The following is a 25,275-nucleotide window of genomic DNA, read 5'->3' as shown; positions in this document are numbered from 1 at the left end:
CTTGGCGTTACTTGTCCTTCATCCTCTTGATGAAGGACATTTTGCTTTTTGTCTTGGTGTAACTTGTCCTTCATCCTTTTGATGAAGGACGTTTTGCTTTTTGTCTTGGTGTAACTTGTCCTTCATCCTCTTGATGAAGGACGTTTTGCTTTTTGCCTTGGCGTTACTTCTCCTTCATTCCTTCGTTGAAAGACAGTTTGCTTTTTATCTTGTGTGTAACTTGTCCTTCATTATTGTGATGCCTTCATTTTTTATGTCATCCTTTTCATATGGTAAAATGAAGAAAATGGTATTTTGGAGGTGGCTATCATTGAAGAAAGTTCTTTCTATTCTTGGAGGAGCTACTTTACTTGCGGCAGGTTTGGGTTTCTATATGTCACAACGCATCATCTATATGATGAAAAAGGATGAAAAACTTATTTATGATCGTGAAGTTAAGGCAGAAAGAATCGATCCTATCCACTATGAAGATTTACCAAAACAAGAAGTTTGGATCGACTCTCCTTTCGGCTATTTAATTAAAGCAATTGTGATACGACCCTATCCCGATAGAAAAAAATACATGATTTTTTCACATGGTGTAACGGAAAACAAAACGAATTCCATCAAATACATGAACATTTTTCTAAAAAGAGGCTTTAATGCGATTATTTACGATCATCGCCGGCACGGGGAATCAGAAGGTAAAACAACAAGCTATGGATACTATGAAAAATACGATTTAAAAGCGGTTGTCGATTATTTAATCTCAACCGAAGGAGAAGATGTCTTTTTTGGGATTCACGGGGAGTCGATGGGTGCTGCTACAGCCCTTTTATATGCCGGCAGCTTAGAAGACCGAGCTGATTTTTATATCGTTGACTGCCCTTTTTCCGACTTTCGTGAACAGCTGGCCTACCTGTTTTCAAAAGAGATGAAACTCCCTGGAAAATGGTTTCTGCCTCTTGCTGACTTCTTTGTGCGTATTCGAGGCGGTTATAGCCTGAAAACTATTTCCCCTATCCAGGTTATAGACAACATAAAAAAACCCGTTCTATTTATACATAGCCAAAAAGATGATTACATCTTGCCGGAAATGACAAAGACGTTATACAACAGGAAGAAAGATCAAAAAATGTTATTCATGGCTACTATCGGAGGGCATGCACAATCTTTCAATGAGAATAAGGAAGAATACGAGCAAGCAATTGATGAATTTTTTAGTTTGTATTTGAGTGAAGAAGTGATCTAACTTTAGAAAAGGTTGCATTTTTTTCATTTTCTTTATACCATCTAAGAAGACATGATAATTTTAGAAAGGGTGGTTACATATGGCAAAAGTGCAAATTAAGGTGAATGATAATGGGTCTTACCGTGTATCCGGTGACGTCGAACTTATTGATGCAGAAGGAAATGTTTTCGAAACAAAGCCATCGTTTTCATTATGCCGCTGCGGATTATCCAAAAATAAACCGTTCTGTGACGGTTCACATAAAGGGAATTTTGAATCATGTGTTCGCGCAGAGAAAAAGGAAGTAGAATAGGTTCATCGCGAAAAAATAACCGTCCAAATGGGCGGTTTAATCTTTTATTTGTACATTTATTATTTCGTGGAAATGTACGAATTCTATGTTATCATTCATCGTTTTGACTTTCATTTTTTTTTCTAAAGGGTCCATTTTCATTACGCTGCCAACCATATTCTTTATAAATCCATTTTCAAAAATAGAAAATTCTAAAGGCAGCTTAAATTCCTGTGCGTACTTTATCCTCTCTTCAAACTCCTGAATTTGATATTCATCCAGCACTGGTTTGTTTTGCCGTTTTAAATCTACCGACATATCCCTTAACATTTTTACATGCTCTGGCAGCATTAAGGAGACCCATTTTTTATTTCCTCTATCACGGATCATGCTTTATGCCCTCCCACAAGTGCGGAGCGTTTTAAAGATGTCCCAGCTTCAGTAAAAGAAACAGCTCTCAATATCGATGCAGAACCAAACTTATCTCTAATTTTATCTACCACATATCCTAAATCATGTAATTTTGCTTTATTAGGCTCAAATAAATTCAGCTGCATGCTTCTATCATTCACAATATTGGAGAGAGTGATGGTTATTTGACGAACATTTTTGCCTGTATAAAACTTATCAAATAACTTCAAACACACTTGATAAATGGTCATGGTTACATTGGTCGCCTCTTCCATTGTATAGGAGCGATGAAAGCCTCCTCCAAAATCAGAATCACTGTATCCAATTCCTAAACTAATCGTTCTTCCCGATTTTTTTGATGCACGGGCTCTGCGTGCTACTTCCTCACACATTTCTAATATGACTACTTTGATTTCATGCTCTTCTTTATAATCACGCAGTAATATTTGGCCTTTTCCAAAGCTAATTTGCCCATCTATAATAGGAGCTCCCAACTCGGATAAATCTACACCCCAAGCATGATGGTAAAGTTGGTTTCCCATAATACCAAATTCTTTTTCCAATAATTTCAGGTCATATTTTGCCAAAGTACCTACAGAGAAAATCCCCATTCCGTTTAGCCTTTTTTCCAGCCTTCTTCCTATCCCCCACATTTCCCGTAATGGAGATACGGACCATAGTTTGGTTGGGACATCCTCATAGGTCCATTCCGCTATTCCATTCTTTGCTTTTTTCGATTCCAAATCTAATGCCAATTTTGCCATCAGCATATTGGGGCCAATGCCAATCGTGCAAGGCAGTCCAAAGTTTTCAAAAATCTCATTTTTGATCATATGCGCGATTGTTTTTGTGTCACCAAATATATTTTTCAGGCCATCCACTTTAATAAACGATTCATCCACACTGTAGACATGAATATCTTCCATAGGTGCATACTTATTAAAAATTTTTATTAATTCTGTGGAGATTTGTAAGTAAGTCGACATTTGCGCTTCAACAATTTGAATCCTGCTGTCATTAGGAATATTAAACAACCGGGAAGATGCTGATTTAATGCCAAAGTCCTTTTTTAATTTCGGAGAAGCGGCGAGCACAATACTTCCTGGCTGCTCTTTGTTTCCAACCACAGCTAGATAGCATTCCATCGGATCTAGCCCACGTATAACAGCACTGCAACTTGCATAGAAACTCTTCATATCGATGCATAAAATCTTATGATGCGGGAGTTTGCTGTAATCAACGGTCACTTTCTTCACCTTCATTAGGTTTTATTTATTTCGCATTAACGAACTTATGTTCTTATTATATTCTATATTGTATTCGAATATACGTTCGATTTCAATTTATATTTTTTGGAAACAAGTTATTGGATGGGTTGAAAAACATGAATACTAATGAGGGTTCACTTTTTTTGCGGACCCTGATTCCGCTATTTTCAATAATAACGCTATTTGGGAGTCGTTTGCGGACACTGATTCCGTTATTTGCTAAAAAGCGCACTAAATTAGCCACCTTTCAGCTAAATAACGGAACGTATGTCCGCTCATTTTCACATTATGCTAAAAAGCCTAAATCGCAATGCGATTTAGGCTGAATTCTCCACTAAGCAAAACTATTTAATTGAAAAGGGGTTTACTTTTTTATCTTTTAACACCGTGTTACAGGCTGATTGACAGTTATTTTTTAAAGAGCAATGGGCACAGGCACCTTGCTTACTCTTCTTCATAAATTTATACAATGTAAAGGCAGCATATCCGAAAATAAGTACCCCAATAATAATACTTGCCAACATTCGTATCACTCCTTATATTCCGAGAATGAGCTTTCCGCCATGGTAAATAATCAACGATAGTGCATATGCAATAACAAGCGCATAACCAATGCTAAACAGCGTCCATTTCCATGAAGAGGATTCATTTCGAATCGCTGCCACCGTCGCTACACATGGAATATAAAGCAAAACAAAAACTAAGAAGCTGTAAGCTGATAAAGGTGTGAAATAATGCGACAATAACCCTTGAAGAGCTGTTGAGTCTGGCGTATGGTAAATAATCCCCATCGTCGAAACAACCACTTCTTTTGCTAAAAATCCTGTAATTAAAGCAGCACCTGCCTGCCAAATTCCGAATCCAAGGGGAGCTAATAGTGGAGCAAACCAACCGCCAACGATTGCTAAAAAGCTATGGTCCAAATCTACTCCCATGCCTCCCGGTCCAAAATACGATAAAAGCCAAATCACAACAGACCCGCCAAAGATAAAGGTACCTGCCTTTCGAACAAAGCCTTTTCCTTTATCCCATGTGCTTCTCCATAATGTTAAAGCATGTGGAACACGGTAAGGAGGCAGCTCAATGACAAACATGGAAGGTTCATTTTTCATTAGCACTTTTGAAAAAAGCTTCGCTAGTACAAGCGCCACGACAATACCTAAAACATATAATGAAAAGACGATAATAGCTTGATGTTTTTGGAAAAAGGCACCAACAAACAAAGCATAGATCGATAATCTTGCTGAACAAGACATTAATGGAGTTAATAGAACCGTTAATAATCGCTCTTTCGGCTGTTCAATCGTTCTCGCAGCCATAACACCGGGAACATTACATCCAAAACCGATTACCATAGGAATAAATGCTTTTCCATTCAATCCTACCTTTTCTAACACACGGTCCATGACAAGCGCCGCTCTAGCCATATAACCCGAATCCTCGAGGAGTGAAATAAACAGAAACAACACAAAGATTTGCGGAACGAAAACAAGAACACCGCCAACTCCTGCTACGATTCCATCGAGAACAAGAGCTTGAATAAATGAACTGGCACCAACGGCCTTTAATCCTGCATCAATCCAATTGCTTAACGAACCTGAAATAAAGGAATCCAGCAAATCGGATAATGGCGTCCCAATCCAATCAAAAGTAACCGTAAACATAAGAAACATAAAGGCTAAAAAGATTGGGATTCCTAACCAGCGATTCGTAACAATTTTATCGATACGATCCGTCCAATTCTTTTTCTGTTCGACCTGTGTATTGATACTATCTTGAATAACTTGTTCAATCCAGGTTCGACGTTTTTCAAAGATCAGTCTTGAAGCGGATGAGAAGGAAGTCGTTTCCTTAACTTCACCTTCCACCGAATCGATAATCTGGGTTAAAATCTCTTTAGACACCCACCGCTCTATGTATGTGCGAGCATCGGGATTCCCTTCCAGAACCTGGAGGGCAAGCCAACGAGCGGGAAGATGCAACTCTTTATCTTTTAATATATTGGTGATTTTCGTAACTCCAGTTTCGATTGCATCACCATATTGTATATTTGGAATGTTACTTTTTACATCATTAATGGCTGTAAGCTGCAGTGTGAGCTCATGACAACCTTTCCCGCTTCTTGCAGTAATCGGGACAACGGGGATACCCAGCTTTCTAGAAAGCGTTGCCGCATCAATGTGAATGCCCCTTCTTTCAGCGACATCGATCATATTCAAACCGATAATAACGGGACTCCCAAATTCAAGGAGCTGAATAGTAAGTTGTAAATTTCTTTCAAGCTGTGATGCATCGACAATATTAATAATATTTTCAAATTGTTCGTTTAGGAAAAATTGAATAACAACAGATTCGTCTTTTGAAAATGGATAGAGAGAATAAACACCTGGCAAATCAATAAGATCGCCTTTTATTTCCTTCAATCTTCCTACTTTTTTCTCAACCGTAACACCGCTCCAGTTTCCCACGTACTCATAGGAACCAGTTAAATGATTAAATAAAGATGTTTTTCCGGTGTTCGGATTTCCAACTAGTGCAGTAATCATGATTCACACTCAACCTTAATTTTTTTCGCATCGTCTCGACGAATCCCAATTAATTGGCCTTGGCATTCCACCATACAAGGTCCACCAAAAGGCATTAAACATTTTAATTTTATTGGACAACCTTCAAAAACGCCTACATGGAGTAAACGGTGCTTTAATGTCTCATCAACTTGAGAAAGATCAGAAATACTTCCTGCTTTGCCTTCAAGTAATTCTAATAAAGTCGCCATGATCATTTCTCCGTTCTAATATTAATTGAGAATGATAAATCTTCTCATTTACTAAATTTATTTTATCACGAACCTAGGCAATAAGGAATAAAAAAATGCATTGGAAATGAGAATTTTTATCAATCGTTCACAATTCCCCTTCCTTAAATGAAAAAAGAACCGAAAACAATCGGTTCAGACAACTTCACCCTTACTTTTTATAAAATGCTTTTCCCCCTACCTTTTCAACAAGACGTGGAAATAATGAATAAAGAATACTGCCTGCGTTCATCCAACGCGGCAAATTGATTTCTCTTCTTTTTGTATAAATGCTTTGCACAATAATATTCGCTAATTTTTCCGGGTTCAGCATATACCGTTCAATATTTTTAATGTATGATCCTGATTTGTCTGCTATATCAAAAAAACCGGTTGCTATTGGTCCAGGATTAACGGTTGTAACAAATACATTGTATGGCGCTAATTCCATGCGCAGACTGTTGGAAAATCCAATAACGGCATGTTTTGTTGCAGCATATGCACTGGATTTTGGTGTTGCCAGTTTTCCAGCTTGAGAGGCGATATTGATAATGTGACCGGATTGTCTATTTCTCATAAAGGTGAGGACTTCTTTCGTACAAGCTATTAATCCGATTACGTTTACGTTAAACATTCCTTGAATATCCTTAAGAGTTGCTTCATGTGCTTCATCAAAAATACCGTACCCTGCATTGTTAATTAGTACATCTATGGGACCAACTTCATCATATATTTTTTTGAAAACGCTCGGGATATCTTCCACAAATGAGACATCAAGCTTTTCAATAATACATTTTATAGAAGACGTTGTTTCAATGGTTTTCTTAATAGTTTCCAGTTTTTCGAGATTCCGGGCAAGCAACACGACATTGGCACCGTTTTTTGCAGCTGCAAACGCTATTTGCTCACCAAGACCGCCGGATGCCCCTGTGATGACAACGGTCTTCCCTTTTAATCTTTCATTAAACATATTTACCTCCAATTATTATAGACGGACTCCTAAAAGAGATTTCCTTTCGCATTTTCCTTAATTGTTTTCCCTAATTAGTAGATTATACAGCATTATCAGTACTAGCAAACGGGTTTTATTCGTAACGAAGACTATCCTGAACATGAAGCACAAGGCGACATGACCCGTTAACGTATTGAAAAATAGGCAACTCCTTTTTCATCTATCCTTTTTTGAATTTCATCAATAGATAATAGAAAGTCAAGCTGAGCAGTTGTTTCAGATAATGTCAATCCAAGTTCTTTTTGGTAGACAGCAGGAAATAGCTTCTTACAAATTTCATATGTAGACAAAGGACTTTCCTTTAACATTTCTTTTACTTGCATTGCACGATCATACTGTCTTTGTATTCGGCGTTCAATTAGCGGATGAACTTTTGCTACATCCGCTCCATGACCAGTATAAGTCGCCGTAATATTGTACTCTAATAATTTTTTTAACGATGCATTATATTGTAATTGTGGCTTCGGACGCTCTTCACCAGCAACCAATGGAGGTTCCAATAAAGGATTCGAAGAAATCGTTGCCAACACATGGTCCCCCGCAATTAAGATGCCATCCTTTTCCTGATAAAAAGACAAATGACTTTGTGCATGACCTGGTGTCTCCAGTACAGTCCAATCCGTAAGTCCAGGGATTCGATAATTCTCCTGAATAGTGTCTGTAACAGGGCGATATGCTCCAAATTTTAATGGCGCTTTCCATTTTTTCAAAAGAACCGGAAAATCACCTTCAATACCAAATTCCTGAAAAAGTTGAAAATAAAACTGGTCATGATCAGCAAAGAATTGCTCATCTTCCTTTAACCAAGGAACACAATATGGATGTCCGAATATTTTTATATCCTCCGGCAGCCAATCTAAGAAGCCGACATGATCTGGATGATGATGGGTTAAAACAACTTGCTCAATATCCTCAGGTGTATAGCCTAATTGAGAAAGCTGAAAGATAAAGCTGTCCCATGCTTCCTTTGTTTTCACCCCTGCATCTATTAATGTTAAAGCATCCCCTTTGATTAGATACATATTCACGTCTCCCACCGGAAAAGGTGTAGGTACAGTTATTTTCGAAATATTCTTATCCCACGATACCATATGGTTCCCTCCAACCCTCATCATATTTATATAATCAGTGACCTATTATTTAAGGAATTAATATTTATATTGTAGTCTTTTCATCATGGATTGTCATTATATCAATATAGAATAGCCAGAAAATTTTAAAAAAGGTATTGACAGACAAGCAGTTTCTTTAGCATAATCTATAATAATTTAATCTTTAAAACTAGCTGTGACCAAGGCTATTAGATGAAAAATGATGAAAGAGAATGAAGTTCATTGGCTGGAAGACTTCATCATCCCCTTTTTCACTCGAACCTACCTTGCGAGCTGATTGGAAAACCAATACGTATCTCGGCGTTAACGACCCAAAGATGAATGCCAAGTGCATTCAAATTAAGGTGGTACCGCGAAAAAATTTACCCTTCGTCCTTTGGATGAAGGGTTTTTTGTCTTTAGAAAAATCTTCGGGAGGAATGAGTGATGAAAATATCTTTTATAGGTGCAGGATCCATGGCTGAAGCAATGATTAGCGGATTGATAAGCAATAATGTTGTAGAAAGCGGTCAAATTTACGTCACGAATCGCTCCGAAAATACAAAGCTCCATCATTTGCAGCAAAAATATGGTGTGCAAACAACTTACGATCTGAGAGATCTATTCCATCAAACAAATATAGTTGTGTTAGCTGTAAAGCCGAAGGATGCAAAAGAAGTCCTGCAGAAAATAAGCCTCTTCATGCAACCAGAAACTCTCATTATTTCTGTTATTGCAGGAGTATCAATTGCAACCATCGAGAACATATTAAACATACATGCACCTATTATTAGAGCAATGCCAAATACATCCGCGGCGATTGGTCAGTCAGCAACCGCTATCGCAAAAAATTCGTTGGTTAACAACGACCACTTAGAATTAACACTTTCCCTATTATCGGCTATTGGAATGACGATGATAGTAGAAGAAGAAAAACTCGATGCGGTTACCGGGTTGTCCGGAAGCGGACCAGCTTACATATACTACATCGTTGAAGCAATGGAAAACAGTGCAAAGGAAATTGGTTTAGAATCTGAATTAGCAAAGAAGCTCATTGTTCAAACCCTTTTAGGTGCAGCGGAAATGCTAAATCATTCTAAAGAGAAGGCGGAGAAATTAAGAATCGCTGTCACAAGTCCTGGCGGAACCACAGAGGCGGGAATCCGTGTTCTGGATCAACACAAAGTAAAGGATGCCCTTGTGAACTGTATTAAAGAAGCTACATTGCAATCAAAACGCCTTTCGAAGCAACAAAGCAGCTAAAGAATTGTAAGCAAGTTTCTTTTATACAAAAGGGAGGGTTGATATAATAAACATATTCAAAAAAAAGGAGGTATATTTTATTGACAGTAAAATTATTTGAACCATATAAACTGAAAAATGTGACACTTAAAAATCGAATCGTCATGTCTCCAATGTGCATGTATTCTTGTTATAAAGAAGACGGAAAAGTAACAGATTGGCATTATACACATTATACAGCTCGTGCAGTCGGTCAGGTTGGCTTAATCATCCTAGAAGCAACAGCCGTCACTCCGCAAGGCAGAATTTCACCGCAGGATTTAGGAATTTGGAGTGATGATCATATTGAGGGACTTACGAATTTAGTAGGAATGCTAAAAGAGCATGGGGCTGCAGCGGGAATTCAGATCGCACATGCGGGAAGAAAAGCTGAGCTTGATCAGGAAATCATCGCACCTTCCGCAATTGCTTTCAATGAAAAAATGAAAACCCCTAAGGAAATGACCTTGGCGGATATTAAAGATACAATCGAAGCATTTAAACAAGCTGCTGTGCGTGCGAAAAAAGCTGGCTTTGACGTTATCGAGCTTCATGGTGCACATGGTTATCTAATTAACGAGTTTCTCTCTCCGCTTTCCAATCATCGTAATGATGAATATGGCGGATCCTTGGAAAATCGCTACCGTTTCTTAAAAGAGGTAATCGATGCAGTGAAAACGGTATGGGATGGTCCATTATTGGTTCGTGTATCTGCAAATGACTATCATCCAGAAGGACTTAACATTGACGATTATGTACAAATGTGCGGGTGGATGAAGGAACAGGATGTTGATTTAATTGATGTAAGCTCTGGGGCACTTGTACCTGCCAGAATCAATGTTTATCCTGGTTACCAAGTAAAATATGCAGAAGCTATTAAGCATGAATCCAATATTGATACGGGTGCAGTAGGCCTTATTACATCTGCAAAGCATGCGGAAGAAATTTTACAAAATGAACGTGCTGATTTAATCATTATTGCGCGCGAATTATTAAGAGATCCATATTGGCCGCGAACTGCAGCAAAAGAACTTGGAGTGGAAATCAAAGCTCCCGTACAATACGAACGAGGCTGGAATATATAATAATCACAAAAGACCTTTGCTTATGCAAAGGTCTTTTGATAACTACCTACTCTACTTACGAGTGGGAATCTCTATTTCAAAAAAATCATGGGCAATATATGTGTTTGGGAAAATACTCTTTGCTTCTTCGACAAGTTGTTTTGAATCTTCCAAGCCATATCTAGAGCTAATATGTGTTAAACACAAGACATTTACATCCGCCCGTTTTGCCGTTTTGGCAGCTTGTGATGTAGTAGAATGAAAATATTCATACGCCATTTCCTCGCTATCTGCTGAAAAGGTAGATTCATGTACAAGAATATCTGCATTAGAAGCTAGTTTTACTGCATTTTCACATGTTCGAGTATCCCCTAAAATAGTTATTATTCTTCCTTTGATTGTTGGACCGAGGTAATCACCTCCATGAATAATCTTATTGTTTTCCAATTCAACCGATTCACCTTTTTTCAATTTTGCATAAATAGGTCCAGGTGGTACCCCCTCTTCTTGCAGCTTCTTAGCATTTAAAGTACCAGGCTTGTCCTTCTCAATAATACGATAACCAAATGATTCTACTGCATGATCCAGTTTTGCAGCCTCTACTATAAATTGATCATCTTCAAAAATAACACCATCTTCTATCTCGACAATTTTAAGAGGGTATTGCAGATGTGTATCGCTAATTTGCAAGGATACAACAATAAATTGACGCAATCCTTTAGGACCATAAATGGTTAATTCTGTGTCTCCGCTTTGAAATGAACGGCTCCCCAGTAATCCCGGCAGGCCAAAAATATGGTCTCCATGTAAATGGGTAATAAAAATTTTTTCAATCCTTCGAGGTTTTAAAGCTGTATGTAAAATTTGGTGTTGGGTTGCTTCCCCGCAATCGAATAACCATACAGTTTTTCGCTCTTCCAATAATTTCAAGGCAATGGAAGTAACATTTCTGAGTTTAGCAGGGATTCCAGCACCAGTCCCTAAAAACAATAATTCCAAACATTAGCCCTCCCATCACTTCTTTTCTATAGACTGTTTTCGTATCGTTTGTTGCTATTTGTAAATCGTGTTATAACCTTAAATAGACTTAGTTTCATTCCTTTCTTAAAAAAGCTATACATTTAAAACCCTGATGTTTATAAGGGTTTCGTCTACGAAAGCTACATAGCTTTTCTAAATAATACCATAATAATAGAAGCAATTCCTATTTTTAAAGTTGAGTAGCAAATATATTGCTATTCATGCGTGCTAGCGATAGAATTATGAACTTGTAGGGACTTTTTTATTTAGTATAAATGCGAATTTTTGGCATCCTATAGAGTAGAAACATGAAAAGGAGAGGTATTACCATTATGAAATCAAATGAAACTCCATCGTCATTAATCATGATTTTTGGTGCAACCGGCGATTTAGCTAAACGTAAACTTTTCCCATCCCTTTACCATTTATACCAAAAAGGGAGATTAGGCAATAATTTTGCTGTAATTGGAACAGCAAGGCGTCCATGGACACACGAAGAATTAAAAGAAAATGTGAAGGATTCTGTTCTAACGTCTATCGGTAATTGCGAAAATATTGATGAGTTTGTTTCACATTTCTACTATCAGGCACATGATGTAACAAATACAGAATCATACATAGAATTAAAACAATTAGCTAATCAGCTTGATGAGCAATATTCATTAAATGGAAATCGAATTTTTTATTTAGCAATGGCACCTGAATTTTTCGGTACGATTGCCGAACATTTACAAACAGATGGTTTAAATGATACATCTGGATTCAAACGATTAGTCATTGAAAAACCTTTTGGACATGATTTAGAGTCTGCAAAAGCTCTAAATACCCAAATTAGAAAGGCTTTTAATGAGGAAGAAATCTATCGTATCGATCATTATTTAGGGAAAGCAATGGTGCAAAATATAGAAGTAATTCGTTTTGCGAATGCTTTATTTGAGCCGCTATGGAATAATCGTTATATCTCCAATATTCAAATCACATCCAGTGAGATTCTCGGTGTAGAAGAACGGGCAAGATATTATGAAAAAAGCGGTGCACTGCGTGATATGGTTCAAAACCATATGCTGCAGATGGTGGCACTACTTGCAATGGAACCGCCGATTAAATTATCCACAGATGAAATTCGCAGTGAAAAGGTCCGAGTATTTCGTGCGCTCCGTCCAATAGAAGGCGAACATGTAAAGGAATATTTTGTTCGCGGCCAATACGGCGCTGGGCAAATTGATGGTCAAGATGTACCGGCTTACCGGGATGAATTAAATGTTGACCCAGCTTCCAATACAGAAACATTTGTTGCAGGAAAATTAATGATCGATAATTTCAGATGGGCAGGAGTTCCATTCTATATACGAACAGGAAAGAGAATGGAAACAAAATCTACTAAAATTGTGATTCAATTTAAAGATATACCGATGAATTTGTATTACAATACAGAGCAGCAGCAGCAGTTGGCACCAAATCTGTTGGTTATTCATATTCAGCCAGAAGAAGGCATTACACTGCATCTTAATGCCAAAAAATCAGGACAGCATATGGAAACAACCCCTGTTAAATTAAACTTTTCCAATACAAGTACACACGGCATTAATACGCCGGAAGCATATGAAAAGCTTTTGGATGATTGCCTGCGCGGCGATGCAACAAACTTTGCCCATTGGGATGAAGTGGCCTTATCATGGAATTTCGTTGATAAAATTTCCGAGGTTTGGGAAAGTAAAGAGCAAACAGAATTTCCTAATTATGCATCCGGTACAATGGGACCAAAAGAAGCAGATGAGCTTCTTGAAAATGACGGTTATTTCTGGTGGCCGGTATCAAATTTAGATATTGATAATTGTTAATGTGTGCTAAAAAAAAGACCTCATGTTGATGAGGGCACTGAAAATCCTTCATTTTTTCAAAAGAATTAAATTGTAATATAGAAAAAGACGACATGAACATTCAAAAAGCGAATGTTGTGTCGTCTTTTTTGATTATTTTAGGGGTCTTTGCCCCATTATTTTGCATCCATTAGTTTTAGTATTCTTTTTAGATTCACAGTAAATATAGTCACGGCACCTTGTAATTCCATGCCAATTAGACCCGAGGATTCCGCAACATCGTACCCGTGTCTGTGTTTTAATTCGCTATTTTTAGCTTCTATTTTATATCGTTCTTTTGATTTTTCCTTAAAATAATCACTTTCTTGGAATTTTGCTTGTTCGGTATGATCATTTGATTTGATACTTACAGAGTAAGTCTTACTTTTCGCCCCTTCTTTATAACACCCTTCTTTGAAAGGGCATCGTTTACACTTTTCAATGTCAAAGAAGTATGTGTCCACTTGATTAGTAGCGACTCCTTTTTTTCCTCCTCGCGCTTTCCTTATAGCCATATGTCCAGCTTTACAAACATACATCCCTGCATCTTTATTGAATTCAAATTCATCTTCTTTTTTTCGAAAACCTTGTGTTACAGAAGGGTTTAACTTGGCTACTAATTTTATTTCCTTTTCTTTTGTGTATTCGATATTACCTTTTTCTGAATAGGCTGTATCACCAATAACCGTTTCAACTTTCATTCCAGCTTTGATACTTTTTTCAATCAGTGTTTCTAATTGCTTTCCATCATTCTTTTCTCCAGTCGTAACGGTTGCGGAGGTTATAATTCTTTCTTCGCACATGGCAATGTGTGTTTTATAACCAAAAAAGGATGAATCAGCGGTTTTATGACCTACTTTTGCATCTTTATCTTCGGAAATCTGTAAGTGTTCAATATCGTCGGTAACGGTTTCTTTTAAAAGGTTTAACTGCTCTTTCACCTTTGGATACTGGGTTAGGGTGTCCTCTTTTTCAATTACATCCATGAGTTTTTGACAATAGTCGATTTCATTTTCTAAGACGTCCGTTGTATTTTTAACGGGAAATTTATCTTTCATCGTTTCGTCGATGGAATAAATAGCTTTTCTTAGCTTTTTAGAGCGATCCATTAGGATTTCTCTAGGTGATTTCTGATTGTAGCGAGCTTTTGTATGGGTGGCATCCACGATAATGGATTTACTTTTGATGATTTCTTTCTCGATGGCAATTTCTACAGATTTATTAATAAGCATGTCTAATAGGTTTATATCTTTTAAACGAAGTTTTCGAAACTTCGTTAAAGAACTTGGCTCCATTACTGGCTCTTCCGGGGCCATATGAAGAAAATATTTAAAGGACATGTCGTATTTTGAACGTTCGACAACGTCAACATCAGATAAGTCATAGATGGTCTTTAATAATAAATATTTGAACATACGAATAGGGTCGATAGCGTTTCGACCATTATTATGGCAATATTTTTCCTTAAGTTCATCATAAACAAAAGAAAAATCGACCAAGTCATTTAGTCTACGTAACATATTATCCTTTGGAACAACTAAATCATAAATACCCATATAAGGACTTAGAATCATGGATTGTTGATTTTGTATCATAGTACCCACCCACTTGAAATTGATACTTATAATTATACAGCAAAAAAAGGTATAATTCCCTCAGATTATGAGGTATTATACCTTTCTCCATTAATTAGGGGGACTTTTTCAGTGCCCTCTGTTGATGGGGTCTTTTTTAGCAAATTAGGAACCAATTTTTCCTTTAAAGCTTATTTTGTATAGAGTAAGGAACAAAAATTTAGGAGGTACATTCTCTTGAGAAACCCTAGCCTTGAAGATTATTTGGAAAAAGGCTTGTACGGTGAAAAACAGATAAAGCCTGCAGAAAAAAAGAAGTTTTTAGGAACATTTAGAGAGAGGATTGTTGTAGCTCTAACGAAAAGCCAGGTAATGGAAAAGGATGTCTATCCCGAAGTAGATCATTTTATCAAACAGCATCCGACAGCGACTTTATTGGTAAATGGAGACTTGAATTATTCCGCCATTTCCAAATACATTCAAATCGCTAAATCAAACGGAATGTCATTTTCCATCGTTACCAATCATACAAGCTCAACAAATATTGGCTTAGTATTAGCATATGATTATGCTATTGATAAAGAAGATATTTTTATCCAAAAAACGAAAATCACCTCAGAGGTCGAAAACAAAAAAAAGGAAGGTTTGTGGTCCTCCCTAAAAAGTAAATTTAAGAAAAAAAGCTAAGTTGGTTCGTTATCATTTTTGGAAGAAGGTTGATGTGTTCTCCCTTTCAGGGAAACCCCTTTCGTTACGGCATGTTCCCCAAACTTTTCACGAAGCATTTCCATCGCATTATAAAGGGGTTCCTTCTTTGCTTCCTTTTCATAAGAAAATAAATCTAATTGTTCCACAGCTTGATGCTGTTCTACTAAATCCTGTCCAGTCACCCCTAATAGTCTTACAGGGTTTCCATTCCAATGCTTTAAAAACAAATCCTTAGCAGCTGCATAAACATCCTCTGCTTTATTGATTGGATTTTGTAATTTTCTACTGCGAGTTATCGTTTGCCGATTTTTATAGCGAATGGAAATAGAAACATTTGTCGCATAATATTCTTTCTTTTTTAATCTATTTGAAGTCTCTTCCGATAATTTTTTTAAATATGCTAACAACTCGTTCTGGTTAGCAATATCTTTAGGCAATGTTAACGAGCTTCCCACACTTTTATAATCATTAGCGGATTCAGGATCAACCTTTCTCTTATCTTCGCCATTAGCCCTTTCCTTTAATTGCAATCCTCTTATACCTAGTAGATGGCGTAACCTAATATCGTTCGCCTTTGCTAAATCATGTATTTTTTCAATGCCTTCGGACGATAATTTTTCTGCTGTTTTTTTTCCAATTCCATGCATTTCAATCAATGGCAAGGGCCAAAGTTTTTCCGGAACATCCCTTTTTCGCAAAATGGTTATTCCAAGCGGCTTTTTCATATCTGAGGCCATCTTTGCTAAAAACTTATTTGGTGCAATTCCAATACTGCATGGCAAGTCTAATTCCTGTATTAACTGTTTTTGAATTTTTTCTGCAATCTCTATTGGAGTGCCGTATTCACTGCTATCTGTAATATCAATATATCCTTCATCAATAGATACCGGCTCCACCAGATTGGAATATTGCCGTAAAATAGAAAACATGGCAGATGAGGCTTCACGATACCGGTGAAAATTTGGCCGCAAAATAATTAATTGCGGGCATAGTTTTTTAGCTTCCCATACAGTCATTGTCGTTTTTACACCGAATTTTCTTGCCTCGTAGCTGCATGTAACGACAATTCCTTTTCTCTCCTCGGGATTCCCTGCAATAGCTAGCGGTTTCCCCTTTAAGGAAGAATCATGGGCCATTTCAACCGCTGCAAAAAAACTATTCATATCAACATGAAGAATGACTCTACCATTTTTAGGATAATATTGGTTCATACTTAGACACTTCCTAAAGCAAGACTACTTAATTCTCAATTTACTTCTTGTGAATATTCCTTCATATATTCTTTAATTTCCTTTATACCTTCTAGGGAAGAAAGAAGTATATTTGGATCAATCATCGTGATAAGACGTTCTTCAAGATTGGCAACACTCGTAAAATAAGCGGTTTTTGAATATGCAAGTAATCCTATTTGCTGCAATGATTCGTTAGCAATGTCAAGAATCTCCTTTGCTTCCTTCACAAGTAATCCAATTGATAACTCATCGGTGTTTAACACAATCATTCTTACATCATCATTTTCTTCCATCGGTCTTTGATAAAGAACCATTTCAAAATCAATCACAGGAATCAGTTCTCCACGAGACTTTACAATCCCCTTTACGAATGTTGGTAATTGCGGAATAGTTGTTACTCCTTCATTTTTCTCTATTGAAACAACAAATTCCACTGGTATTCCATATTCTTCATTTCCAACTAAAAAAATGACTGCTTTACTGCTGAGTGACAAAAAGTATTCCTCCTAAAAGAGCAGACTTTTAAAAGTCTGCTCAAGTTTTTCAATTTTTCGGAAAGTATATTTACTTTTTTTATATAAAGCTAAAATAGTCTAGGTTACTGTCTAGCGTAAGCAGATATCGGCTAGCGGATTTCTCCGTCTCCTCCCTACGATAAGTCAACATCAATTGAAAATGGAAGTGCTATTTTCACTTGTTCGTGAACTACCTCACTGTGTTGTGTTTCCTTTATCTCGAGGTGAGCGACTACGAAATCCGTATGCTAGAGCTAACGGCGCTTCTGCTTTTCTACTCTCCTGCTACCTCTTGAACGATGGCAACAACCATCTCAGAAAGCTTAACAAGTTCTTCAATTGGCATTCTTTCATTTGTTGTATGAATTTCCTCGTATCCAACGGCAAGATTTACGGTTGGAATTCCAAATCCGGCAATCACATTCGCATCACTGCCTCCGCCGCTTTGTTCCAATTTACATTCACGGCCAATTTTAGCAGCTGCTTTCTTTGCCACTTCCACCACTTGGTCTCCATCTGCAAATTTAAAGCCTGGATACATTACTTGAACTTCTACATCTGCTTTACCGCCCATTTCCTTAGCAGCTTCTTCAAATGCCTCTTTCATTTTTGCAACTTGAGCTTCCATTTTCTCAGGAACTAAAGAACGTGCTTCTGCAAGAATATCAACGCGGTCACATACAATATTCGTTGCTTGTCCGCCTTCAAAACGTCCGATATTCGCAGTTGTTTCTTCATCAATTCTGCCTAAAGGCATTCTAGATACTGCTTTTGCAGCGATGGAAATGGCAGAAATTCCTTTTTCAGGCGCAACCCCTGCATGAGCTGTTTTTCCATATAACACGGCTTTAATTTTCGCTTGAGTTGGTGCTGCTACTACAACATTCCCAACTTTTCCGTCACTATCAAGCGCAAAGCCATATTTTGCTTTCAATAAAGATGGGTCTAGCACTTTTGCCCCTACTAAGCCAGATTCCTCGCCTACTGTAATAATAAATTGAATCGTACCATGTTCAATATTTTGTTCTTTTAAGACACGGATGGATTCAAACATTGCAGCAAGACCTGCTTTATCATCAGCACCTAAAATCGTTGTACCGTCTGTTACTACATAACCATCTTTAATGGAAGGTTTTACTCCATTACCAGGTACAACCGTATCCATATGGGAAGTGAAATAAATCACATCAGCAGATGCTTTTGAACCTTTTAAAGTACAAATTAAATTTCCTGCTCCATGTCCTGTCTGAGAAGTAGTATCGTCTTCGAAAACTTCTACCCCAAGCTCTTCAAATTTCTTTTTCAAAACCTTTGCAATTTTAGTTTCATGTTTTGTTTCGGAATCAATTTGAACTAATTCCAAAAATTCATTTAATAAACGCTCTTGATTAACCATTGTAGTACCTCCTGCTATGTAATAGAATCTCGATTTAATGTAGAATCTTATGTTAATTACTACATTAGTATATCGCTATTTCTTCATGTGGACAAATAAACTTTTTCGGTATTCCTACAATCGTTACTTTTGCTTTTATTCATGTTAAAGAGGGATATTCCCATGTTTTTTATATGGTCTTTCCTCTTGTTTATTCCCAAGCATTTCTAATGCTTGAACAATTTTCATTCGCGTTTCGCGTGGATCTATAATATCATCCACCATTCCTTGTGAAGCTGCTATATATGGATTAGCAAATTTTTCACGGTACTCAGCAATCTTCTGTTTTCTTGTTTCTTCCGGATTAACACTCGCCGCGATTTCTTTCGCGAAAATAATATTTGCTGCACCCTCTGGTCCCATCACTGCAATCTCTGCATTTGGCCATGCATATACAATATCTGCCCCTATCGATTTACTGTTAAGTGCAACATAGGCACCACCATAAGCTTTTCTTAAAATAACAGTAATTTTTGGAACTGTCGCTTCTGAGTAAGCATATAGAATTTTCGCACCGTGACGGATAATTCCTCCATGTTCTTGTTTAATCCCCGGAAAAAATCCAGTCACATCCTCAAATGTAACAATTGGAATATTAAACGAATCACAGAATCGAATAAATCGTGATGCTTTATCAGATGAATCAATATCCAGGCCGCCGGCCATAAATTTCGGTTGATTGCAAACTAAACCGACTACTTCTCCACGGATTCTTGCAAATCCTACTACAATGTTTTTAGCAAATTCCCTTTGCACTTCAAAGAAGGAGTCCGCGTCCACTACTTGCTCAATTACTAAGCGTACATCATACGGACGAACAGCATCAAAAGGTACAATATCCGTTAGATCTGGACGATAATCATCCCCATCCCAGGAATTCTTTATCGCCTTTTCTTTACTATTTTGGGGTAAGTAACTAATAAGTTTTCTTACCATTTGCAGCACTTCTTCTTCCGACCCCGCACGAAAATGAGCATTTCCGCTAATGGTGTTATGTACTTTTGAACCCCCTAGATCCTCGGATGAAATTTTTTCACCAGTTACTGTTTCAATAACCTTTGGACCTGTAATGAACATTTGACTCGTTTCATCCACCATAAAAACAAAATCTGTAATAGCCGGAGAATAAACAGCTCCTCCTGCACACGGCCCCATAATAACGGAGATTTGCGGAATTACTCCGGAATAAATAGCATTTCGATAAAAAACATGTCCGTAGCCATCCAGCGATACAACACCTTCCTGGATGCGTGCACCACCTGAGTCGTTAAGACCAATAAATGGAGCTCCATTTTGAGCTGTCAAATCCATAACATTCGCAATTTTCTTGGCATGCATTTCCCCTAAAGCTCCGCCGAAGACGGTAAAGTCTTGTGAAAACAAATAGATAGGACGGCCATTTACTTTTGCATAGCCAGTTACAACACCATCCCCAGGTCCCTTTGCATTTTCAAGTCCAAAATCATGCCCTCTATGCTCAATAAAGGCATTCAGTTCCACAAACGAGCCAGGGTCTACTAATAACTCAATTCTTTCTCTGGCCGTTAATTTCCCTTTTTGATGCTGTTTTTCAATTTTATCATCGCCACCGCCTAGTTCTATCTCCCTTTTTCGATCATATAGTTCATTAATTTTCTCATATATATCCGTCATCGTTTTTCCCCCTTGATGTGTATCGATATTCCTATTATCCCTTATCACAAAGTTCATATAAAACTCCATGCCCTGCTTTTGGGTGCAGGAATGCAACCTGCGCTCCATGTGCACCAGGCTTTGGAACGTCTTGAATCATACGGATACCCTTTTCCTTTAATTCCTTTATGCGTTCTTCAATATTATTTACATCAAATGCGATATGGTGAATTCCCTGACCGCGAGATTCTAAGAATTTCGCGATGGCACTTGATTCATTCAAAGGTTCTAGCAATTCTAATCGTACATTTCCTGCATCAATAAATGCTACCTTTACATTTTCAGATTCAACATCCTCTATTCCGATGCATTTTAAAGAAAGCGTTTCCGTATAAAAAGGCAACACTTCCTCTATAGAGGTAACAGCTATGCCAATATGATCTACATTTTTCATTTTTTTGCCCCCTTGCTGTAACAACCTACTATATTATACTTATACAGCTATTGTCGAAAATCCTGCTTATCACTAGATTTTCATAAAACTGCCGTAATTCGTACCGAATAGTGCTTGTCAGTCGTTCATTTCATCACTACAATATACATAAGTACAGGATAATCAAGGAGTGAATAGAAATGTCAAAAAAGACACAGAAGTTTGTGGTCTATTTGATGCTAATTGCCATGATTGCCTCCACGCTCTTAGCAGGATTAGCTTATCTTCTTTAGTTATTATTAAAGACTCATGTCCAAACATGGGTCTTTTTTGTATAAAAAAACCCGGAAATTCCGGGGTTTTTATACTTCTTCACAATATTTTTCAAATGTATCTTGTAATTTATTTACAACAGACATTGGGTCATGACCCTCAATTTCATGTCTTTCCACCATAGTACAAAGTTTGCCGTCTTTTAGTAGTGCGAAGGATGGTGAGGATGGGGGATATCCAACAAAGTAACTGCGTGCCTTCTCTGTAGCTTCCTTATCTTGACCTGCAAACACCGTTACAAGATGATCAGGGCGTTTATCGTAATGTACAGCATGTGCTGCTGCTGGGCGTGCAATTCCACCTGCACATCCACAAACTGAATTTACTAAAACAAGTGTTGTACCTTTTTGATTTAATGCTTCTTCTACTTCATCTGCTGTTTTTAATTCTTTATAACCTGCACTGACTGCTTCGTCGCGTGCTTGACGTACAACATCATTCATAAAAATATTAAAATCCATGCTCAACATTTTCGCTTCCTTTCCTATCATAACTCAAATTAATAATAACAGGTTTTTCATCGGATTATCAAATGTTCTAGCTTATTTTTTCATTTAAAAAAACCTGTTTGAGTACAAAATATTTTTTCACTCTTTATGTAAATAAATATGTTTCTGAAAATCTTTTAGTATAGATGGATCCATCCTAAAAAAATAATATCCAAATCTAAGAAAAGAGCCATTACAAATGTTTAAGTTTCCCTAATCGGGGTATGCTAATAATACATCTAGATCCATACCCCTAAACTCCCTAGATGTTTTTTGGATAGCGTAAATAAACGCTATCCCTTTTTGTTCTTCTTTCATTACATATTTCTAACCATTTTTTAAGCTTGACTGATATTTTTGAAACAGTGTATCGACTGCATTCGATACCGTTATCGTTTCTTCCATCACCGCGTTCTGGATAAAAGGCAAATACTGCTTTATTTCTTCATGCTGAAAAAAGGAATTCTCCAACCTCTCACGTATCATAGCAAACAACCATTCTTTTATTTGTGATTGGCGCCGTTCCGTAAAAGTCCCACTATTTTTCGTTTTTTCTATAAATAGTTTAATGGTATCCCATAATTCTTGAATACCATCGCCATGTAACGCGGAACAAGTATACGCCTTTGTTTCCCATCCCTTCGTTGCCGGCATTAAAAAATGCAGAATTTGATTATATTCCCGCTTTGTTTTCTCCGCTAATTTTTTATTTTCACCGTCCGCTTTATTTACAACTATAGCATCTGCCAGCTCCATAATACCCTTTTTCATTCCTTGCAGCTCGTCACCTGCGCCTGTGATGGAGAGGAGCAAAAAGAAATCAACCATGCCTCGAACAATCACTTCACTTTGCCCTACTCCAACCGTTTCCACAATGATAATATCGTAACCAGCTGCCTCACATGCAATCATGCTTTCCCGAGTTTTCCGATGAACACCGCCAAGTGTCCCTGTTGACGGTGATGGTCTAATAAAGGCATTAGGATGTTTCGCTAGTCTTTCCATGCGTGTTTTATCACCTAAAATACTCCCACCGCTTACAGTAGAACTTGGATCTATCGCAAGAACAGCTACTTTATGCCCTTTTTCACATAATGAATACCCAAATTCCTCAATAAACGTGCTTTTTCCAGCACCAGGCACCCCTGTAATTCCAATTCTTATGGAAGGGTATGCATTTGGCAATAGGAGGTTCAATAAGTCTTGAGCTTTCTGATAATGATGTTTTGCATTGCTCTCAATTAATGTAATGGCTTTTGAAAGCATGATCCTGTCGCCACCCATTACCTTTTGAGCCAACGCCTCAATCGATAGACTTGAATCTTTCGCTTTTTGAAATTTCTTTTTCCCGGAAGACTGAAGACCATCATGTGTAGATTCGACTCCCGGCATATACGTTGAAGAAAACGACTTGTTCCCAACTGACCATTCCGGACTTTTTTGGTCTCCCATCTATTCCATCACTTCCTCATAGCCTAAACGACGATAAATTTCTTCAATGACTTTTTGTGCGGCTACAGGGATGACGGTTCCCGGTCCAAAAATTGCTACCGCGCCGTTTTCTCTTAAAAATGGATAATCTTGTGCCGGTATTACTCCGCCAATGACAACAATAATATCCTCCCTGCCGATTGCCTTTAGCTCCTTCACCAGCTCTGGCAACAGTGTTTTATGACCTGCTGCTAAAGAGCTTACCCCTATAACATGTACATCATTTTCTGCAGCCTGTCTCGCTGTTTCCTTAGGAGTTTGAAATAATGGACCGATATCAACATCGAATCCCAAATCTGCAAATGCAGTGGCGATTATTTTTGCCCCTCGGTCATGACCATCCTGCCCCATTTTTGCAATTAGAATTCGCGGTCTTCTTCCCTCATTCTCCATGAACTGACTCGTCATTTCTACTACTTCCGCAATTTCCTCTTCATTGGAATAATTAGATCCATACACTCCTGAAATGGAACGGATAACTGCTTTGTGTCTGCCCGAAACCTTTTCAATCGCATCGGAAATTTCTCCGAGGGTTGCCCGCACCCTTGCAGCAGCAACTGCTTTCTCCAATAAATTACCTTCTCCCGTTCTTGCTGCTTCCGTTAAGTCTTGTAATGTTTTTTGAACCTCCATCTCATTACGGGAGGCTTTTAAACTTTCCAGCCTCTCCATTTGCTTCTGACGTACAACGGCATTGTCGATATTGAGAATATCAATTGGTTCTTCCCGCTCTAAACGGAAACGATTCACACCGATGATGGCCTCTTTTTTCGAATCAATAAAAGCTTGCCTTCTTGCGGCTGCTTCCTCGATTTTCATTTTCGGAAGACCTGTTTCAATTGCCTTTGTCATCCCGCCTAAGCCTTCGATTTCTTCAATATGCTGCCATGCTTTCTTCATTAATTCATCTGTAAGAGATTCCACATAATAAGAACCTCCCCAAGGATCAATTACCTTCGTAATTCCGGTTTCTTCTTGCAAATAAAGCTGCGTATTTCTCGCAATGCGTGCAGAAAAATCAGTAGGCAGGGCGATCGCTTCATCCAAAGCATTCGTATGTAGAGACTGTGTATGCCCCATTGCGGCAGCATGTGCCTCTATTAACGTCCGAATGACATTGTTATACGGATCTTGCTCAGTAAGACTCCACCCAGATGTTTGACAATGAGTTCTTAAAGCTAGTGATTTCGGATTTTTCGGTGTAAATTGTTTCATTAATTGTGCCCAAATCCGTCGCGCGGCTCTCATTTTTGCCACTTCCATAAAGTAGTTCATTCCAATTGCCCAGAAAAAGGATAGTCTTGGTGCAAAGGAATCAATATCAATGCCTGCTTTCAGTCCTGTTCGAACATATTCGAGACCATCTGCAAGTGTATATGCCAATTCAATATCCGCAGGAGCACCTGCTTCTTGCATGTGATATCCAGAAATAGAGATGCTATTAAATTTCGGCATTCTTTTTGAGGTGTACTCAAAAATATCTGCGATAATTCTCATCGACATTTCAGGAGGATATATATACGTATTGCGAACCATGTATTCTTTTAAAATATCGTTTTGAATCGTCCCGGAAAGCTTTTCCGGATTTACGCCTTGTTCCTCTGCAGTAACGATATAAAAGGCCATTATCGGCAGGACAGCACCATTCATGGTCATAGAAACAGACATTTGCTCTAATGGAATACCATCAAATAATATTTTCATATCTTCTATCGAATCAATTGCAACACCGGCTTTTCCTACATCCCCGGTTACGCGTGGATGATCGGAATCATATCCGCGGTGTGTTGCCAAATCGAAGGCAACCGATAAGCCCTTTTGGCCCATTGCCAGGTTTCTGCGATAAAAAGCATTACTTTCCTCCGCTGTAGAAAAACCTGCATATTGTCTTACTGTCCATGGCCGATTTATATACATAGTTGGGTAAGGACCCCTTGTGAAAGGTTCAAGCCCTGGGAAATCCTGAAGATGTGAGAATCCTTTTATATCTTCTTTTGTATAGAAAGGTTTAATTTTTATTTTTTCATTTGTCATATACCCAGCCGGTTGACCATTATTTTGTTTACTTTCAGCAGCAGGTACATCTTTTATATCATAGATAGGATGGATATTTTGAAAATTCGGTTTCATCT

24 protein-coding genes are annotated in these 25,275 nt (G+C 37.8%); 7 read left to right on the top strand and 17 right to left on the bottom strand.

Translation table 11 applies throughout. The annotated features are described in order from the left end of the window. The first annotated feature begins 310 nt into the window (after positions 1-310). Both NSQ59_RS10825 and NSQ59_RS10820 read left to right on the top strand, forming a co-directional pair. Complete coding sequence (locus tag NSQ59_RS10825; protein ID WP_340831149.1) at positions 311-1,231, top strand: alpha/beta hydrolase; 921 nt, start codon at positions 311-313, stop codon at positions 1,229-1,231. A gap of 79 nt (positions 1,232-1,310) precedes the next feature. Next, entirely contained in the window at positions 1,311-1,523 is a 213-nt protein-coding gene (locus NSQ59_RS10820) for a CDGSH iron-sulfur domain-containing protein (protein ID WP_055739358.1), read from the top strand. A gap of 36 nt (positions 1,524-1,559) precedes the next feature. Here the strand turns inward: NSQ59_RS10820 and NSQ59_RS10815 are convergent, their stop codons facing one another. From NSQ59_RS10815 to NSQ59_RS10785, 7 genes are all read right to left on the bottom strand, one after another. Next, the gene (locus NSQ59_RS10815; RefSeq protein WP_340831146.1) at positions 1,560-1,892 is read right to left on the bottom strand and encodes a YolD-like family protein; all 333 of its coding nucleotides are present in this window, start codon (positions 1,890-1,892) and stop codon (positions 1,560-1,562) included. Beyond that, positions 1,889-3,175, bottom strand: a complete 1,287-nt coding sequence (locus tag NSQ59_RS10810) for a Y-family DNA polymerase (protein WP_055739356.1) — start codon at positions 3,173-3,175, stop codon at positions 1,889-1,891. The genes NSQ59_RS10815 and NSQ59_RS10810 overlap by 4 nt, the downstream gene beginning before the upstream one ends. Positions 3,176-3,525: 350 nt before the next feature. Continuing rightward, a complete protein-coding gene (locus tag NSQ59_RS10805; protein ID WP_055739355.1) occupies positions 3,526-3,705 on the bottom strand; it encodes a FeoB-associated Cys-rich membrane protein in 180 nt (59 codons plus the stop codon). Positions 3,706-3,717: 12 nt separating this feature from the next. After that, entirely contained in the window at positions 3,718-5,727 is a 2,010-nt protein-coding gene (gene feoB, locus NSQ59_RS10800) for a ferrous iron transport protein B (RefSeq protein ID WP_340831144.1), read from the bottom strand. Further along, on the bottom strand, positions 5,724-5,957 hold the full coding sequence (locus NSQ59_RS10795) for a FeoA family protein (RefSeq protein WP_055739353.1): 234 nt from the start codon (positions 5,955-5,957) through the stop codon (positions 5,724-5,726). Before NSQ59_RS10795 ends, feoB begins: the two co-directional genes overlap by 4 nt. Before the next feature lie 190 nt (positions 5,958-6,147). Continuing rightward, entirely contained in the window at positions 6,148-6,945 is a 798-nt protein-coding gene (locus NSQ59_RS10790; RefSeq protein ID WP_340831141.1) for an SDR family NAD(P)-dependent oxidoreductase, read from the bottom strand. 167 nt (positions 6,946-7,112) lie between these two features. Beyond that, positions 7,113-8,078, bottom strand: a complete 966-nt coding sequence (locus tag NSQ59_RS10785; protein ID WP_126649835.1) for an MBL fold metallo-hydrolase — start codon at positions 8,076-8,078, stop codon at positions 7,113-7,115. A 447-nt stretch (positions 8,079-8,525) separates the two neighbouring features. Here NSQ59_RS10785 and proC point away from each other — a divergent pair, with 447 nt between their 5' ends. Both proC and namA read left to right on the top strand, forming a co-directional pair. After that, positions 8,526-9,341, top strand: a complete 816-nt coding sequence (proC, locus tag NSQ59_RS10780; protein ID WP_055739350.1) for a pyrroline-5-carboxylate reductase — start codon at positions 8,526-8,528, stop codon at positions 9,339-9,341. Between the two features lie 80 nt (positions 9,342-9,421). Beyond that, positions 9,422-10,444, top strand: a complete 1,023-nt coding sequence (gene namA / locus NSQ59_RS10775) for an NADPH dehydrogenase NamA (RefSeq protein WP_055739349.1) — start codon at positions 9,422-9,424, stop codon at positions 10,442-10,444. Positions 10,445-10,495: 51 nt separating this feature from the next. On the opposite strand, the gene rnz is transcribed toward namA, so the two are convergent. Next, on the bottom strand, positions 10,496-11,422 hold the full coding sequence (gene rnz / locus NSQ59_RS10770) for a ribonuclease Z (protein WP_126649837.1): 927 nt from the start codon (positions 11,420-11,422) through the stop codon (positions 10,496-10,498). Between the two features lie 353 nt (positions 11,423-11,775). Between rnz and zwf the strand changes: the two genes are divergently transcribed. After that, complete coding sequence (zwf, locus tag NSQ59_RS10765) at positions 11,776-13,284, top strand: glucose-6-phosphate dehydrogenase (RefSeq protein ID WP_055739347.1); 1,509 nt, start codon at positions 11,776-11,778, stop codon at positions 13,282-13,284. A gap of 155 nt (positions 13,285-13,439) precedes the next feature. On the opposite strand, the gene NSQ59_RS10760 is transcribed toward zwf, so the two are convergent. Further along, entirely contained in the window at positions 13,440-14,897 is a 1,458-nt protein-coding gene (locus NSQ59_RS10760) for an IS1182 family transposase (protein WP_340830316.1), read from the bottom strand. Between the two features lie 216 nt (positions 14,898-15,113). On the opposite strand from NSQ59_RS10760, the gene NSQ59_RS10755 reads away from it, so the two are divergent. Continuing rightward, positions 15,114-15,563 (top strand): YueI family protein, encoded by a 450-nt coding sequence (locus NSQ59_RS10755; RefSeq protein WP_055739346.1) that lies wholly within the window; start codon positions 15,114-15,116, stop codon positions 15,561-15,563. On the opposite strand, the gene NSQ59_RS10750 is transcribed toward NSQ59_RS10755, so the two are convergent. The 5 genes from NSQ59_RS10750 to mce form a co-directional block, all read right to left on the bottom strand. After that, positions 15,560-16,795: a DNA polymerase IV gene (locus tag NSQ59_RS10750; RefSeq protein ID WP_340831137.1), complete on the bottom strand. Its 1,236-nt coding sequence runs from the start codon at positions 16,793-16,795 to the stop codon at positions 15,560-15,562. The genes NSQ59_RS10755 and NSQ59_RS10750 overlap by 4 nt on opposite strands. Positions 16,796-16,830: 35 nt before the next feature. Next, positions 16,831-17,310, bottom strand: a complete 480-nt coding sequence (locus NSQ59_RS10745) for a chemotaxis protein CheW (protein WP_126648955.1) — start codon at positions 17,308-17,310, stop codon at positions 16,831-16,833. A 295-nt stretch (positions 17,311-17,605) separates the two neighbouring features. Then, positions 17,606-18,727 carry a tripeptidase T gene (locus NSQ59_RS10740; RefSeq protein ID WP_055739343.1) on the bottom strand — a complete coding sequence of 374 codons (1,122 nt, stop codon included), beginning with the start codon at positions 18,725-18,727 and terminating at the stop codon, positions 17,606-17,608. A 144-nt stretch (positions 18,728-18,871) separates the two neighbouring features. Continuing rightward, entirely contained in the window at positions 18,872-20,419 is a 1,548-nt protein-coding gene (locus NSQ59_RS10735; protein ID WP_340831134.1) for an acyl-CoA carboxylase subunit beta, read from the bottom strand. Positions 20,420-20,453: 34 nt separating this feature from the next. Further along, on the bottom strand, positions 20,454-20,852 hold the full coding sequence (gene mce / locus NSQ59_RS10730) for a methylmalonyl-CoA epimerase (protein ID WP_126648953.1): 399 nt from the start codon (positions 20,850-20,852) through the stop codon (positions 20,454-20,456). A gap of 179 nt (positions 20,853-21,031) precedes the next feature. Between mce and prli42 the strand changes: the two genes are divergently transcribed. Beyond that, positions 21,032-21,124, top strand: coding sequence for a stressosome-associated protein Prli42 (prli42, locus tag NSQ59_RS10725; RefSeq protein ID WP_126648952.1), 93 nt, complete (start codon positions 21,032-21,034; stop codon positions 21,122-21,124). Between the two features lie 69 nt (positions 21,125-21,193). Here the strand turns inward: prli42 and NSQ59_RS10720 are convergent, their stop codons facing one another. From NSQ59_RS10720 to scpA, 3 genes are all read right to left on the bottom strand, one after another. Continuing rightward, the gene (locus tag NSQ59_RS10720) at positions 21,194-21,631 is read right to left on the bottom strand and encodes a BrxA/BrxB family bacilliredoxin (protein ID WP_055741192.1); all 438 of its coding nucleotides are present in this window, start codon (positions 21,629-21,631) and stop codon (positions 21,194-21,196) included. 348 nt (positions 21,632-21,979) lie between these two features. After that, positions 21,980-23,104, bottom strand: coding sequence for a methylmalonyl Co-A mutase-associated GTPase MeaB (gene meaB / locus NSQ59_RS10715; RefSeq protein ID WP_340831131.1), 1,125 nt, complete (start codon positions 23,102-23,104; stop codon positions 21,980-21,982). Further along, the gene (gene scpA / locus NSQ59_RS10710; protein WP_126648950.1) at positions 23,105-25,273 is read right to left on the bottom strand and encodes a methylmalonyl-CoA mutase; all 2,169 of its coding nucleotides are present in this window, start codon (positions 25,271-25,273) and stop codon (positions 23,105-23,107) included. Positions 25,274-25,275 lie beyond the last annotated feature (2 nt).

Origin of the sequence: Margalitia sp. FSL K6-0131, from assembly GCF_038008735.1 — a bacterium.
In the GTDB taxonomy this organism is placed as follows: Bacteria; Bacillota; Bacilli; order Bacillales; family Bacillaceae_C; genus Margalitia; species Margalitia shackletonii.
Note: the sequence above shows the minus strand (reverse complement) of the source record. Positions and strands in the feature narration are given on the sequence as shown.